The 16222-nt window shown below is 51.4% G+C and carries 11 protein-coding genes; all 11 read left to right on the top strand.

Annotation, left to right across the window (positions count from 1 at the left end; all coding sequences use genetic code 11):
• The first annotated feature begins 5 nt into the window (after window positions 1-5).
• The 11 genes from GOM71_RS07905 (at window position 6) to GOM71_RS07855 (ending at window position 16200) form a co-directional block, all read left to right on the top strand.
• Entirely contained in the window at window positions 6-1640 is a 1635-nt protein-coding gene (locus tag GOM71_RS07905) for an SWIM zinc finger family protein (protein ID WP_156279572.1), read from the top strand.
• Window positions 1637-4537, top strand: a complete 2901-nt coding sequence (locus GOM71_RS07900; RefSeq protein WP_156279570.1) for a DEAD/DEAH box helicase — start codon at window positions 1637-1639, stop codon at window positions 4535-4537. Before GOM71_RS07905 ends, GOM71_RS07900 begins: the two co-directional genes overlap by 4 nt.
• A 7-nt stretch (window positions 4538-4544) precedes the next feature.
• Complete coding sequence (locus GOM71_RS07895; RefSeq protein ID WP_156279568.1) at window positions 4545-4724, top strand: hypothetical protein; 180 nt, start codon at window positions 4545-4547, stop codon at window positions 4722-4724.
• A 227-nt stretch (window positions 4725-4951) separates the two neighbouring features.
• A complete protein-coding gene (locus tag GOM71_RS07890) occupies window positions 4952-6319 on the top strand; it encodes an extracellular solute-binding protein (protein WP_156279565.1) in 1368 nt (455 codons plus the stop codon).
• Window positions 6320-6568: 249 nt separating this feature from the next.
• Entirely contained in the window at window positions 6569-7450 is an 882-nt protein-coding gene (locus GOM71_RS07885; protein ID WP_156279560.1) for a carbohydrate ABC transporter permease, read from the top strand.
• Window positions 7450-8307 carry a carbohydrate ABC transporter permease gene (locus GOM71_RS07880; RefSeq protein WP_156279558.1) on the top strand — a complete coding sequence of 286 codons (858 nt, stop codon included), beginning with the start codon at window positions 7450-7452 and terminating at the stop codon, window positions 8305-8307. Before GOM71_RS07885 ends, GOM71_RS07880 begins: the two co-directional genes overlap by 1 nt.
• Before the next feature lie 28 nt (window positions 8308-8335).
• On the top strand, window positions 8336-10147 hold the full coding sequence (locus tag GOM71_RS07875; protein WP_156279556.1) for a cache domain-containing sensor histidine kinase: 1812 nt from the start codon (window positions 8336-8338) through the stop codon (window positions 10145-10147).
• Window positions 10144-11784 (top strand): response regulator transcription factor, encoded by a 1641-nt coding sequence (locus tag GOM71_RS07870; RefSeq protein WP_156279554.1) that lies wholly within the window; start codon window positions 10144-10146, stop codon window positions 11782-11784. Before GOM71_RS07875 ends, GOM71_RS07870 begins: the two co-directional genes overlap by 4 nt.
• Entirely contained in the window at window positions 11784-13394 is a 1611-nt protein-coding gene (locus GOM71_RS07865) for a glycoside hydrolase family 3 protein (protein ID WP_156279552.1), read from the top strand. The genes GOM71_RS07870 and GOM71_RS07865 overlap by 1 nt, the downstream gene beginning before the upstream one ends.
• Before the next feature lie 505 nt (window positions 13395-13899).
• On the top strand, window positions 13900-14676 hold the full coding sequence (locus GOM71_RS07860) for an NUDIX hydrolase (protein WP_156279550.1): 777 nt from the start codon (window positions 13900-13902) through the stop codon (window positions 14674-14676).
• Window positions 14677-14781: 105 nt separating this feature from the next.
• Window positions 14782-16200, top strand: a complete 1419-nt coding sequence (locus GOM71_RS07855; RefSeq protein ID WP_156279548.1) for a nicotinamide phosphoribosyltransferase domain-containing protein — start codon at window positions 14782-14784, stop codon at window positions 16198-16200.
• The last annotated feature ends 22 nt before the right edge of the window (window positions 16201-16222 follow it).

Genomic DNA, 16222 nt, shown 5'->3' with positions numbered 1-16222 from the left:
AGCGGGTGAGAGGATTGGAAAGGTACGATGAAAAACAGCTTGATGCAATTGAACGAGGCTTAACAGAGCATCTTTCCGATACGCTTATTAAGCGAGGATGGGAATATTATCGCAATGGGCACGTCATTAACGTGAAATTCTCTTCTGAAGATACGTTATACGGCATGGTGTCCGGAACCGAAATGTATGCGGTCATCCTCGATGCGGGGAAATTCCGGTACAGCAAATGCATATGCCCTTATTCCGGCTATTGCAAGCATATGGCAGCAGTGTACTTCGCTTATTTAAATAAAGCGGATCCGACAGGGTTTGCCGCCAAGAATGCTTACCGCCGCATGCTCGGCATCGATCCCCTAGCCGGCATTAAGCTGGCCGCGGACAATATAATGAATCGCAATCAGCAACAAAAACCGATCGAATCGGGTAATGATACATTGGATGAGTACGCTGCGCCGGAAGAATGGCAACGCTGGATGGCCGCAGAGTACGGAGAAACCTGGCGCAGCTGCCGGCATTCGCTGCATGCGCTGCAGCCGGTACTGTCCGCGCTGAAAGGGACTTCGAGAACATGGGATAAGCCGCTCCAGAGGCTTCATTGGATGAACGTTATTTTATTCGTGCTGGAGCAAGCAGAATATGCGATTAAATCCGTCGATAGCTTTAGCCGCTATTATCATGAGATGTCATTCGCTCGAATGGCAGAGCCGTGGGTTGAGCATTTCGGGAATCTCGTGTTGGAGCTGCAGCCTGCCGAAATGAGCGAGCGCGAGCGGCAGTGGACGGAACATATCGTTCGCATTGCTTTCAATCGTGCGTTGAAGCAGGAGCAGCAGCTGTTTGATTGGCCATATCTTTATTTGGCTGCCGCCGAGAAGTTTTCGGAGGACGCAAGCTGGCGGGAACGCGAATTGTCCGCACTTATCCAAGCTGAAACGGAAAGCGGAGCGAATGAAGGCGAGGAGCCTGTTAACCGTTCATTTATTCATACCGCTTCGGCTATGCTCAGCTTTTTCGGCGGGGATGATGATAGGGCGCTGCGCCACTTCGGTCTTGCCGATTTTTCGCGCTCGCAAAAAATGATTTATCCTTGCGCTGCGCAGCGGCTTCAAGAGCAGCGATGGGAGCTGTTTGACCGGTGGATGGCATTTCTTCGCGACCGGATTTATCCGAATCGAAGCGGCAGAACGATCGGTCCTTTTATGATGCTTTGCCGTCATGCAGATGAGCATCAGCCGGATAATCCGCAATGGACGTCATATATGACCGAGCTTTTGCCTCATTCGTATTCTGAATTGTCGAGCCATTGGCTTGCGATGCAAAAATATGAGCAATGGGCCGATCTGCAATTGCTGCTTGGCATAAAGCCGGATGAACTAGGCGTTCAGGACGTGAAGGAAGTATCGAAAGAAGCGCCGCATGTAATGCTGCCGCTGTACCATCAGTCGATCGACGAATGGATCAGCTCGCGCAATCGGCAAGGCTACCGGATGGCGGTCAAGCAGCTGAAGAAGCTGGAACGATTATATAAAGCGGAGAAAAATACGGAGACGTGGAACCGTTATTTGTCCGGTATTATCAAAAAGAATCAACGGCTTAGAGCGTTCCAGGAAGAGCTGTGGAAAGGAAAACTCGTTACATGAAAACATTTATTGGCGCAGGCGTGTTTTCGGCGGACGGTTTTTGGCTGAAGCATGAGGAGGATCTTCACGGCTCCGTTATGCTGACTTCAACAGATCGACAAGAGGGAATGAGCCGCATGCGGTTTGTGCTGTTCGCATGGCATAAAGCTTCTTGGTACGGCGCTGAAATTGAAGAAATTGTGCATAACGGCAGAAAGCTGTTAAAGCTTCCTCCGTTAACCGCCGTCGATTATTTGTCGATGCCGCAGCACGCTAGGCTGCTGCAGATGGAATGGAGCGAACGGGCGCAGCGCTTAAAGGAAATGGCTGAGCTTATCAGAGAGGCGCTTTTGAACGGCTGGTTCGAGCCGGATTGGAGCCGCTGGTCCGAGCACAAGCGAGCTTGGCGGTTCGCGTGGCCGGAGGCCGAGCAAGAGCGAATGCGGCAGTGGAACGCGCTTGAAGCAGCAGCGGATTCTGGCGATGCCGGCATTGAGGATTGGCTGAGCGGCGCGGTGGAGCAAATGATTGAAGAGGATAGCGATGTTGCCGGGGCTTGGCGCCAGGTCGAAGCGGCGGCGGGCGGAGAAACGGTGCTGCAACGGAAAGCGTCGGATGAAGAGGATTGGCTCATTGCGATCGGCCTGCGCAAAGATTCGCTGCCGTTTAAGACGGCGCTGCAGCTTGTCGAGCCAAACGAGTCGGCTGGCTGGCGGCTGCGGCCTGCATTGCAAAGCCGTGATGGCGGTTCGTGGATTCCGCTTCGCGAAGCAGGCGGCGGCTGGGAGCAGGAGCAGGAGGGAGCCGAATGGAGCGCACTTCCTGAGGAGTGGGTTCCGCTGCTCGTTACGAAGCTTGTGAAGGAACAAGATAAATGGCAAACTGCAATTCCCGACTGGGTCGACAAAGAGACGGGGAAATTGCGGCAATCGTTGACGGACAATGACGCATGGCTGTTTATGGAGAAGGCAAGCTTAAATTTATTGGAGGCAGGGTGTCCGGTGCTGTTGCCTGCTTGGTGGGAAGCGGTCCGTTCCCGCAAGCTGAGATTAAGGGCGAAAATGAAGTCGGCGGTTGGTTCCGAGTCGCAGCCGATGTTCGGACTTGATCAGATTGTTCAATTCGATTGGCGAATGGCGCTCGGCGGCGTCGATTTGTCCGAAGCCGAATTTATGCGGCTGGCGGAAGAGAATCGCAGGCTGATGAATATCGGCGGCGAATGGGTGCATCTCGATCCGCATGACGTCGCGCAAATTCGCGATTGGATGAAGCGGGTTGGCAAGCGGAAAGGACTGTCCTTCCGCGACGTGATGGAAATGCACTTAATGGGCGGAATCCCGCTTGAGGAACAAGAAGAGGATATGTTCAGCATTAGAGCGGAAGTGGAGCTGAACGACCACTTGACCCGGTGGCTGGAGCAGCTGCAGCAGACATCGGAGATTCCTCTTGTCGAGACGCCGGAAAGTTTCCAGGGAGAGCTGCGGCTTTATCAGCAGCAGGGCGTTTCCTGGATGCTCTTTCTGCGGCGCTTCGGCCTTGGCGGCGTCCTGGCCGATGATATGGGCTTGGGCAAAACAATTCAATTTATTAGCTATCTGTCGCATATCAAGGAACAGAAGTTGGGGACCGGAAGCCCTTCCTTGCTAATCTGCCCGACTTCCGTTATTGGGAACTGGCAAAAGGAGCTGGAGAAGTTTGCGCCTTTTATCCGCGTTCATGTGCATTACGGACCGAAGCGGGAAAAGGGCGAGGAGCTGGAGGCGGCCGTACGGGAGGCCGACCTCGTCATTACTTCATATTCGCTCGCGCAGCTGGACGATGACGATTTGCGCCTTATCGAATGGGATGCGCTGTGCTTGGACGAAGCGCAAAACATCAAAAATGTGTATACCAAGCAATCGGTCGCGATTCGCTCGCTGCCGGCTTACCACCGTATAGCGCTAACCGGCACACCGATGGAAAACCGGCTTACGGAGTTATGGTCGATCTACGATTTCATTAATCCGGGCTATTTGGGCGGGATGGGCGAGTTCCGAAAGTCTGTCGTTGCGCCTATCGAACGGACTCGGGACGAAGCGGTCATCGCCGGGCTGCAGCGCTGGGTGAAGCCGTTTATGCTGCGGCGGGTGAAGAAAGACCCGGCGATTCAGCTGGCTTTGCCGGAGAAGAACGAATCGAAAACGTATGTGGCGCTAACTGCCGAGCAGGGCGCTATTTATGAGAACATTGTTGCGGATTTGCTGGAGAAGCTGGATTCGCTTGATGCGATGCAGCGGCGAGGATTAATATTAGCCTCGCTAACGAAGCTGAAGCAGCTATGCGACCACCCTTCGCTTCTAAGCGATGAGGGCGCGAAGCAATGGGAAGAGGAACGCTCAAATAAAGTGGCGCGACTGCTCGAAATGGTCGACGAAATTGCCGCCGAGGGCGAGCGCTGCCTCATCTTTACACAATATGTCGAGATGGGCCGCCAATTAAGCGCACTTCTGGAGGAGCGGCTCGGCATCCCGGCGCCGTATTTGCACGGCGGTGTGCCAAAGGCAAAGCGCGATGAGATGATTGATACGTTCCAAAATGAAAACATACCGGGCTGCGCCTTCGTGTTGTCGCTTAAAGCAGGCGGGACAGGGCTTAATTTGACCGCTGCCAATCATGTCTTTCATTTTGACCGGTGGTGGAACCCGGCGGTCGAGAATCAGGCGACGGACCGAGCATTCCGAATTGGCCAGCAGAGATCGGTTCAAGTTCATAAGTTTATTACGTTAGGCACGCTGGAAGAACGAATCGACGAGATGATCGAGCGTAAGCAAAATTTGAATGAGCAAATCGTCAGCCAATCCGAGCAATGGGTGACGGAGCTGTCGACCGACGAGCTGCGGGAGCTGTTCGCGCTTCGGAAGAACTGGTTGAAAGGATGATGCGGCAATGAGTGAGTCGAATTTACGCGACAAGCTGGCCAAGGTGATGGCGGAACGAAGAAAAACGACCGATGCGGAGCAGTCGCCGGAAGCTGGCTTGACTGAAGCGGCGCAGGAGGAACGGAATGCCGAGTGGATCGCATTCTATGAGGCCGTCCGGTCGCATGCGTTGAAGATGCGGGAATAATCGAAACGGGGAATTTTACCCCGCGACAACAGGATACGATTCTCTTATGATACAGCCTGCCTGGGATTTGTTGCCCGGCAGGCTGTATATTTTTATCCCCCCATACAAAAATAATAGAATTGTATCCCTAACTCGTTCTTTTTTTGACCTCCTTGCCGGGAAATCGCGAATCTATAATAAAGGTGCAAGGCAAACAGGCAACAACATTATCGAGGAGGTCTTTAATAATGAAAAAGAGCTATATCGCAATCGCCACAACGCTCGTTTCTATGATGCTTGTCATCTCTGCTTGCGGATCGAACAACAACGGCGGCACAAATGCCAATCAGGGCACGGATGCAACGAAAGAGCCGGCAGCTACGGCTGAAGCGACTCAGGCTCCGAAGGACGTAACGTTGTCCCTCCGCCATACGCAAATCAAAGAAACGAGCAAAACGCGTCTTGCCATCCTCGAAGACGTCGTAAAGCAAACGCAAGATGCAAACCCTGGACTTACATTCAAACTTGAAGGCATCGACGAAATCGTCAACCGCGACCAAAAGCTGAAAGCGGAAATGACAGCCGGCAATCCTCCTGATATTTTCGAAGTGTTCGGCGGCGCCGACCTCAATCTTTACGTAAAAGCTGGCCGCATGCTCGATCTGACGCCAATTATTGAAGAGCTGGGCATCAAAGACAAGTTCGCAAGCCTTGACGAGTTTACGATCGACGGCAAAGTATACGGCTTGCCGTTCGGCGGATACAGCGAAGCGATCTTCTATAACAAAAAAATCTTTACGGAGCTGAACCTCAAAACGCCAACAACATGGGAAGAGCTGCTTACTGTAGCAGATGCAATAAAAGCTGCAGGCTACACGCCGTTCGGACTTGCTGCGAAAGACGGCTGGGTTAACGGCATGATGTGGAATACCGTTATGGAACGCAATGTAGGCATCGACGCTATTAATAAACTCGTTACCGGCGAAGCAAAATGGACAGACGAGAACTTCGTGAAAGGTTTCGCTTCCTACGCTGAGATCGTAAACAAAGATTACTTCACGAAAGGCGCATTGGGTCTTGCATACGCTGATCAAGGCGCGCAATTGCTGTCCGGCAAAGCTGCAATGGTATTTACAGGCACTTGGGATGCTAACCGTTTCTCCGGTGAAGAAGCAGGCGACTTGAAAGGTCAAATCGGCTACTTCCCATTCCCGTCGATCACAGGCGGGGCAGGCGACCAAACGTCGATCAACGCTTCGTACTCGAACGGCTTCGGATTCTCCGCAAATCTTGATGCAGACAAAATAGAAGCGGTTAAAAAGTTCATCGCGAATTTCTATACGGAAGAAGTGCAAAAACGTACGCTTGTTGAAGACAAATTGCTGCCTTCGATGAAATTGTCCGATCTGTCCGGCGTTGACCCGCTGACAACTGAAATTTTGACGGTAATGGCTAACGCCTCCTCCTCTTGGAAAGCATATGACGCTATCGTACAGCCTGCAGTTGGCGCAGAAGTAAACGTTGGCCTTCAAGAGCTGATCGGCAAAGTGTCGACGCCTGAGAAGGTTGCCGCGAAAATCCAAGCGGCTCAAGAGAAAGCAAACGCAGCCCAGTAATCGAACCTATTGGACGAGAGGGTGTCCCTCAGGGGCACCCTTTATTATTAATAAGTGGAGTTTGCTGATGTAAGTAATGAGTGGCTTTGAGGATGCGGGGTGATTTTTAGCTCCACTAAAAATCCTGATGTCATGCTCAAAGGCCCTGATGTAAGTAATGAGTGGCTTTGAGCTCCGCTCAAAGGCCCTGATGTAAGTAATGAGTGGCTTTGAGCTCCGCTCAAAGGCCCTGATGTAAGGAGGAAAATGATGAACAAAGCGCTTAGAAATCCATTCATTTATATTGCGTTCATACTGCCGACAATCGCGCTTTACGCTTTATTTTTCGTTTATCCGGTTATTGTCTCTTTTATTTACGGTTTGTTTCGTTGGGACGGCATTACCGATAAGGTGTTTATCGGACTGGACAACTTCATACGCCTTTGGAGCGACAAAATCTTTTTGAAATCACTTCTAAACAATTTTTGGTTTCTGATCTTTTCCTTAGTCGTGAATATTCCGCTCGTCTTCCTTATCTCGATCGTTATCAGTAAGGTAAGCCGTTTGCGTGACTTTTACAAGTCGGCCGTATTCGTTCCCGTCGTTATTTCCACCGCTACGGTCGCTATACTGTTCGGCGTTTTATACAACTACGATACCGGCTTGATCAATCAGTTCATCCGCCTCGTGTTCCCGGACAGCTGGGCGCGCGAATGGCTGTCGGATCCGAAGCTTGCGATGCTCTCTATTCTGATCGCCAACGCTTGGCAGAACATCGGTTTCTTTATCGTATTGTGCCTTGCGGCGATTTTGAACATTCCGAAGGAAATTGTGGAAGCGGCTAAAATCGACGGCGTTAATGCATGGAACGAAACATGGAACATTACGCTTCCGCTCGTTCGGCCAATTATGTTCGTTATGCTGCTCTTGTCCGTTTCGGGTACGATGAAAGTGCTCGATATCGTACAAATTATGACTAACGGCGGTCCGTTCCAATCGACGGAGGTTATGTCCACTTACATGCTGAAGGTCGGTTTCCGTTCGATGGAGCTTGGCTACGGCAGCGCAATCGGCGTTGCAATGTTCCTTATTATTCTCGTGCTTACTTTCATCCTGAATCGTCTGACGAAGCATGAGGAGGTGCAGTACTAATGTTGACTTTGAAAAAGTTGAACAAAGGCCAGACGTTAAGCCATGCGTTTCTGTGGGGCTACGTGATCGTCACTTTATTTCCGCTCTTATGGCTGCTGATGACTTCGTTCAAGACGAACCGTGAAATTACGGTCAATACATGGGCGCTGCCGAAAAGCTTCAACTTCGACAATTATCGGGCCGCATGGGAAACGGCCAAAATCGGGCTGTACGCATGGAACAGCCTTTATGTTACAGTTGCGGCCTGCTTCCTGACGGTACTGTTCGCTGCCATGACATCCTTCGCCTTGTCGCGAATGAAATTTGTCCGCATGAACAAGCTCGTCTATACCTTTATTATGTTCGGCCTGCTTGTTCCTTCAGGCGCCTTGTTCATTCCGTTATATCGCTTGATCCAGACGCTTACGACCGACTACGGCATTCAACTTTACGATTCGCATCTCGGTTTGATTTTGGTATACTGCACGTATGGATTGCCGATTACGGTGTTTATTATTTATGCATTTATGTTATCCATTCCGAATGAGCTGGAAGAAGCCGGCATAATGGACGGACTCAGCGCCGCAGGATTGTTCGCCAGAGTCATTATTCCGATCTCTGCGCCTGCGCTTGTTACAGTGACGATTCTTAGCTTCATCGGCAATTGGAACGAATATATTTTATCCCAGCTCTTTATAACATCCGAGACGCTTCGCACGCTGCCTACCGGCATGGCAAGCTTTAACGACGGTTACCGGACGAACTTTGCGTCGTTGTCGGCCGCTGTTATTATGAGCATCATTCCGGTACTGGTCGTTTATTTCTTCTTGCAGCGCCAGATTATTGAAGGCATGACGGCGGGAAGCGTCAAGGGCTAATTGCAACTGCGGAAGGGGCCCCTGCCTGATGAATTTGAGACCGAAACTTATGCTTGCCTTTATTTTTCTGATTCTGGTGCCGATGATTGGCCTTGGCATCGTATCCTTTCTCAACTCGGAAACGCTGTTGGAGAAAAAATATAGCGAGCAGACAGAAATTTCGCTCAAGGCAGTCGGCGGCAATATCCGTTATTTCTTCAAGGAGCTCGATCAGCTGTCGGACGGCAATTTGACGAGCTCTGAAGTGCAAGACACGTTGAAATACAGAACTATTTCACCAGACGACGCCAGCACGCTGATCGCGATTAACCAGGCTGAAAAAGAAATGAAACGCATTCTTTTTCAACATCCGGCGGTCAGCTACGTCGTGTTGTATTCGCTGGACGGAACGATGTTCCGCGCTTTTCGCAACGATCCTACGACGTTCAAGCCAATCGTGTTCGATAAGCTGAAGGAACAGCCGTTATATTTGGAGACCTTACAGCTTGGAGGCCGATCGAAGTGGATCGGTCCATACGAGGAGCAGCAACTTACGGGTGTAGCGCCGCCATTGTTTACGCAAATGAGGCTCGTCAAGGATTACGAGACGCTCTCCGATATTGGCTTTATGATTACGCAGTATAAAACAGAAGAAGTGTACTCGATGCTGAACACGTTTCTTAATCCTGTGGCAGAGGGCCGTGATTCCCGATACGTAATCGTGAATCAGGAGGGCCTTATTTTGCTAGACAGCAATAAACAGCTGGAAGGCAGCAATTTGAGCGCTTTTACAGAAGGCGATCTGGCAAGCACGGAAAGCTACGCAAGCTCCAGAATCAAATTCAATGATGTAGACAGTCTCGTATCGGCTTACAATTTGGAGCGCAATGGATGGGTGCTTGTCTCGGTAAAATCTTGGAATTCATTAACGAACGAAAATGTGCGGTTTGTGCAATGGATTGGAATGGTGACAGTTTTTTGCGTCATTTCCGCTATTTTGTTCAACGTCTTTTTCGTTAACCGGGTCGCGAGATCGATCATTAAAGTGGTGCGGAAAATGCGGCTTGTCGAACAAGGCTTGCTCGACATTCGAGTAAAAGCACAGGGCAAAGACGAAACTGTATTGCTCGCCAACAGCTTCAACAGCATGGTTGAGCGGATGGGCGAGCTGCTGACCGAGGTTAGAACGGAGCAGGAACGTAAGCAGCATGCGGAAATGATGCTGATGCAGGCGCAAATCAAGCCGCATTTTCTGTTTAATACGCTGGAATCGATCAATGCGCTGGCGGCTCAGAACGAAGGGCAAAAAATTATGCTAATGGTGCGCCGACTGAGCAGTCTGCTCCGTACTTCGATGCATGATTCGGAAGAAATCGTCATCAGACAAGAGATCGAGCATGTTCGCAGCTACCTTGAAATTCAAAAATACCGGTTTGAGGATCTTTTTACTTTTGAATTGAACGTTCCGGAGGAAGCCTATTATTATACGATACTCAAGCTGACGCTTCAGCCGCTTGTCGAGAACAGCATTCAGCATGGATTTGAAGGTCTGGAGGAGGGCAAGGGCATCATATCCATTGACGTTCAAGTGGAGGCGCGGCAGATCGTATTTTTCGTTAGCGACAACGGCGTCGGCATGAACGAGCAAGCATTAATGAAGTTTGCGGATCGAAGCGGCAGGCTGGAGAAGCGGCGCAATGCCGCCGAGCTCGGCGAACGCCGAGGACTTGGCTTGCGCAATGTCGCAGATCGGCTGCGCATTCATTACGGTCCCGCGTACGGGATGATGATTTGCAGCGCCGAAGGGTACGGAACCGTTATTCGCTGCACAATTCCGAAAAGCAGAGGTGAACGAGTATGACCGGAAAAGTGCTGTTAGTTGACGATGAGCCGCATATTACGCGCAATTTAGAAAAAGTAATTCCTTGGGAAATGCTCGGCTTAACGGTGGCGGGCACAGCGAAAAACGGGATGGAAGCGCTCGAGCTGATCGAGGCGGAACCTTTTGACCTTGTGCTTTGCGACATTCGGATGCCGATAATGGACGGGTTGGATCTCGTCAAGCACATCCGGGAAAAAGGGGCCGAGTGCGACATTATTATGTTGTCCGGCTATCAGGATTTTGCCTATACGCGGGCAGCGATTCAATATGGCGTGCAGGATTATGTGCTGAAGCCGATTCCGTACGATGAGCTGACCGGAGTTATTGCCCGGGTAATGGCTAGCCAGCGGATGAAGCAAAAGCAGTTAAGCGAGGAGCGGCAAAAGCTTGGCCGAATGATCGATTTGGCGAGCGAAAAAATATTGTACGATATTTTGATGGACTATACGGAAGTGTCGGCAAGCAATTGGATTCTCGCAGGCGATGAACAGACGTTTCATGAGCAGCAATTTGCGCTTATCGTGCTTGACCTCGACGTAAGCTCGGAGCAAACGAAGGATTGGCGCGAATGGAGCGACAAAGAACGGAAGCTATGGAACTTCGCCGTATGCAATGTGCTTCGGGAGAAGCTGCAGCAAAACGGCTTTCATCATGCCGTCATTCAAATTCGCGACGGCGAATGGTGCGTCTTGATCGAAGTCGATAAATCAAAGCCTTACAGCAGCGAGCAGGTTGTCGAATGGGCAAAAGCGCTGCTTACCGCGGTTAAAAATCACGTTAAGCTGTCGCTGTCGGCAGGCATTTACCGTGAATATGCGCCGGTTGCTTCGATCTCGCAGGCATATAAACTCGTGCAGCAAGGGATGCAGCTGGCGCCTCATCAGGATGCTATTGCCGTGTATCCGGAAAACAGCGGCGCGCCTTCGCGCGAGGATCAAGCGTTTTGGGATACGTCGGAAAAGCTGATCGCCGCGGTCAAACGCGGGGATACGGCAACGGTCGGCGAGGAGCTGAAGCGCTTGACGCTGCAGCTTCAGCGGATGAGCGAGCCGTCCATTAACCGGTTTAAGCCGATGCTGCATTTTTTTGTTTTGAATTTGATGCGGGAAATGAAAGAGATGGGCATTTTTTCACGGGAGCAAGAGGACTCCTTATGGCGGAAGCTCGATCGCCGGTTCGGCATTAAAGACCTGCTGTCCGTCATTTTGCAGGTAACTGCGGCGGTAGCCGATAAATCGACGGATAAGAAAAAGCAATCTGAAATTTCGATGGCGGAGGCAAAGCTGTATCTCGATCGTCATTTGTACCGGGATATGAGCGTTGAGGAAGCGGCGTCGCATGTCGGGCTTAGCACCTCATACTTCAGCCTGCTGTTCAAACAGACCTACAATGAAACGTTTATTGAATATGTGACAAGACAGCGGATGGAAAGGGCGAAGGCAATGCTGGCAGGGACGCAAAAAAGCGTCGCGCAGATCGCAAAGGAAGTCGGCTATTCGGAGCGCAGATATTTTACGAAGGTATTTATGAAATATACCGGGGAAAACCCGACCGATTATAGAAGCAAGCATCAGCAAGAGGCAACGGGACAATTCGATGGAGGGGATCACGCATAATGGGGAGCTATGAGAACTGGAGAAATTGGACGCTTCGGGAAAAGGTCGGGCAACTGTTTGTGTTCGGCTTTCACGGCTATGAGCCAAGCGAGGAAATAAAGGAGCTGATCGAAACATACGGCATCGGGGGAACGATTTATTTTTCCCGTAATGTGCGAGAAGCCAGACAAGTTCATCGTTTATCCGATTCGTTAAAGCAAATCGCCAAGGCTGCCGGCAAGCCGAATTTGCTAGTCGCCATTGACCAGGAGGGGGGCATGGTTGCCCGTTTGGTTGACGGGGTAACGCTTATGCCCGGCAATATGGCGCTTGGGGCAGCAGGCTCTAAGGAAGGCGCTTATGAAACGGCCCGCATTTGCGGCGAGGAGCTGCGCTACCTTGGCATTACGATGAACTATGCGCCGTGTCTTGATGTGAACAACAATCCGGACAATCCGGTTATCAATGTCCGCTCTTACAGTGACCGATCAGAAGTTGTCGGCGAGCTTGGAACGGCCGCGATGCTTGGCTATCAAGCGGCGAGAGTTGCGGCGACGGTGAAGCATTTTCCGGGGCATGGCGACACGGCCGTTGATTCGCATCACGATCTGCCTGTCATCCCGCATGGCAGAGAGAGGCTGGATGCGATTGAGTTGAAGCCGTTTCGCGCGGCGATAGCGGCAGGCACTGCCGCCATAATGACGGCGCATGTCGTGTTGCCAGCGCTTGAGCCTTCGGGCAAACCGTCGACGCTTTCGCATCACGTCCTTACCGGTTTGCTGCGGGAGGAGCTCGGATATGACGGCATTATCGTAACCGATTGCCTGGAGATGGATGCGATAGACCGGTTCTACGGTCCTGAGAAAGGGGCAGTTGAAGCGCTGCTCGCCGGAGCGGACATGGTGCTCGTCAGTCATACATTCGAGAAGCAGAAGGCGGCGCTGGAGGCCGTAGTAGCTGCGGTAGAGAGCGGCCTTCTCCCTTTGTCGCGCATCGAGGAATCACTTTCCCGCGTCTTGCGGCTTAAGAGCCAGCTTGACATCGACATGCCGATCGCGCCGTGGGAGAAAGCTTCAGCGGGCCTTGCGACGGAGGCTAACCGCACGGTTGCCCGCACTTGGAGCGAGGCGTCGGCGACGCTCGTCAAGAACGAAGGCGGTTTGCTGCCGCTGAAGCACGATGCTCGCACACTCGTGCTGTGGCCGGATATCAAGCCGGTATCGGTGGCGGATGAGATATTGTCCGGCGACGGCACGCTTGGCCTTTATTTGGAGGGCACGCTGGAGCGGATGACGGAGCGAAGCATGAGCAGCGCCGATCCGCTTGCGGACCTGGATTCGTTTGAGCAAATTGTCGTCGTCACTTACGATGCAACGAAGCATGAATTGGAAGCGAGCATTGCGAAGGAAGTCATTGCTCGCGCGGGCGATCGAACAATTGCGCTGTCGGTGCGCAATCCGCTTGATTTGAACGTTTATCCCGATGTGCAGGCGTATCTGGCCGTCTATGAATGCCGCCCGCTCGCTTTGCAATCGGCTGCAAAAATATTGACAGGCACACTAAAGCCAGCCGGCAAGCTGCCGCTGGAGATTTCGGCCGCATATCCGTTCGGATGGAGCGTGGAACTGTAATCTGTGCTGGATATAGCCCGACTGCCAAGCAAGTTTGCTTGGCAGTCGGGCATTTTTAAATTGTCTCTTCCTTGCGAGCCTCGTATCTCACTCGGCAAACTCAGCTCACATGCTCAACTTATCTTACGCGTGTCTTACACACACTTCAGCGAAACAGGTTCGCAATATTGCGAACCTATTTTCGTTATTTGGTGATGCTGAATGGCTGCTTTGGCGATTTGCGAATCGGAGTTCGCTTTTGAAGAAGCTGATTTCGTAAATAGAGAAATTTGGTTCGTTAGCTCTAACGAAGGCGGTAATAATGAGGACAGTAGCGAAATTAGTTTCGTTAATTCGCGAATGAGGTTCGCTGTCGGGGACGGGAGCAAAAGTTAGTGGAGAAATCCAATATAGCGAGCCGGAATGAGGACAGCTTAATTAGCGAGTGGAAAAATATTTTAATAGTCATATTGACAATATAAAATCATTGGCATATACTGGCATTATCAGGAGGTGAACGAAGCGAATGGATATCGAGAAGAAAGTATACAGGACGCCGGACGGACTTCCGGTTGATATTGCGATCTTTACGATCTTGTCCCGCGAGCAGCCCAGCAGCTACCGGACGCTTGCTCACCGGGAATTGAATGTATTGCTCGTGAAACGAAGCCGAGACTCAGAGGCTTTTCCGGGATATTGGGCGCTGCCGGGCGGGTTTTCCGGCGAGAACGAGACGTTGGCGGAAGCCGCGTACCGCGAGCTAAAGGAAGAGACGAACGTCGATAACTTCGTTAGAATCGAGCAGGTGAAGACGGTTTATTACCCCGGCAGAGATCCGCGCGGCTGGATGCCTTCGGTCGTATACTGCGCCTTGGTACAAGAAAGACATCTGCTGAATTTGGCGGCCGATACGGATGCTGAGGAAGCCAAGCTTTTCACGATCGGAGAGGCGCTGGAGATGACGCTTGCCTTCGATCACCATGAGCTGCTTCAAGACACTCTCGAGCATGTTAGACATATGATGATGTCGACGACGATCGCATCGGAGTTTTTGCCCGAGGAATTTACGATTCGCGAGCTGTATCAGGTCATTCAAGCGGTGGTGCCATCCTTTGAAGAAGACATCGCCAATTTTAAACGGAACTTGCTCGCAACGAAGACGAGAAAAGGTCTGATTTGTGAGTCTGTCGGAGCAAACGGCGAACCGAGAACGAGCGATCGCCACTCGAATCGACCCGCGCAGCTCTATCGTTTTTCCGGATATGAACCAAGTATTTCTATTTACAACTCAGGTATATTTTAAAGCCAGTTCAGTCATCTAAGAGAACCTCGGAGCAACGAGGATTTCTTTTTCGCCATCAATATAGTCAATGTGACTTTTAAAAAACATTTTATGGGGGAATGAAACATGCTAAACGCAATTCGCAATAATCCATTACTTTTGACGGACAGCTATAATTTGTCGCACTACCGGCTGAAATGCAACATGGATTGGGAAATCAGCCATATGTATAACCGGAAGGAAGGCATGATTCTATACGGGCTTCGCGAGATTGCTACCGAGCTTCTGGCAATTCGGATTACGGAGGAGCATGTCCGTGAAGCGGAGCAATGCGCCGATATGCAAGGCTTGCAATTTCCGGCGGAGCTGTTTCTAAAAGTAGTTCGCGAATGCGACGGCTACGCGCCGATTGCGATTGAGTCGCTGCCCGAGGGAACGTGGTGCCCGGCAGGAACGCCATTCGCGCAAGTACGCAACACAGTTGAAGGCTTCGGCGAGCTCGTTACATGGTGGGAAGGCGTTCTAATGCACGCTTATTTCCCAAGCGCATGCGCGACGGAAGCATTCCGGCTTCGTGAATATTTGGAGCGCAAGCGTCAGGAGCAGGGAGAAGGAGAGGGCTTTTACTGGCGGCTGCACAGCTTCGGTTTCCGCGGGCATCGGAGCTTGGAGGACGCTTACTGGGCGGGAACGGCATGGAATTTATCGCTCCAAGGGACTGACGATTTCCATACGACACTGCATACCCCGGGAGCGGTTATCGGCAGCATCGCCGCACTGGCTCATAAAGTAACGCAGCAATATGACGATGAGCTGGCATGCTTCCGCCATGCCATTGACGCTACGGCTGATGCCGGCGAAAAAATTGTAGCGCTCGTTATCGACACGTATGACGCGTACCGTGTCATTCGCGAATATTTGCCGCAGCTTGCGCTTCAAGCTCGGGAAAGAGGCATACGAATCGTATTGCGTCCGGACAGCGGCGATGTGCTTGCACAAGCAATTGAGATTTACCGGACGGCGAAGAAGGGCGGGTTTCAAAACGAGACCGCCGTCATTATCGGCGAAGGCATGAGCTTTGAACAAGTGCAAAATTACGATGCTGAACTGGAACGCCAAGGCGTGCCGCTTGCCTTCGTATCGTATGGCATCGGTTCGGGCTTCTACCAGCATTTGAACAGGGATACGTACGGCTGGGCAATGAAAACCGCATACAGCAACGGCAAAGAACGGATGAAATTTTCGATGGAACCGTTGAAACGGAGCATTCCTGGTGAGGTGAAAATCACCAATATAAACGGCCGGCTAGTAGCGATGGCTGCGGAGGAAGCAAAGGCCGCTGGAGAACAAGGGCTTTATGAAACGATCTATACGCATGACGGAATCGGCATGCCGCAGCTGCTCAAAGCAGGCCCGGCGCATTGGATGGAGGTACGCGGCAGAGTTCAAGCGGCGATTGGCCAAACCGAAGCAAAGCAAAAGGCGATTGAATTGTCGGAAGGGATTCAGAACCGGATTGAGGCAATTGCACAACAATATTTATAAGCGATAGAAAGCGGTAATTGAG

It is taken from the genome of Paenibacillus sp. NEAU-GSW1 (assembly GCF_009737085.1).
Classification (GTDB): Bacteria; Bacillota; Bacilli; order Paenibacillales; family Paenibacillaceae; genus Pristimantibacillus.
This window is presented reverse-complemented; position numbering and strand designations above follow the sequence as displayed.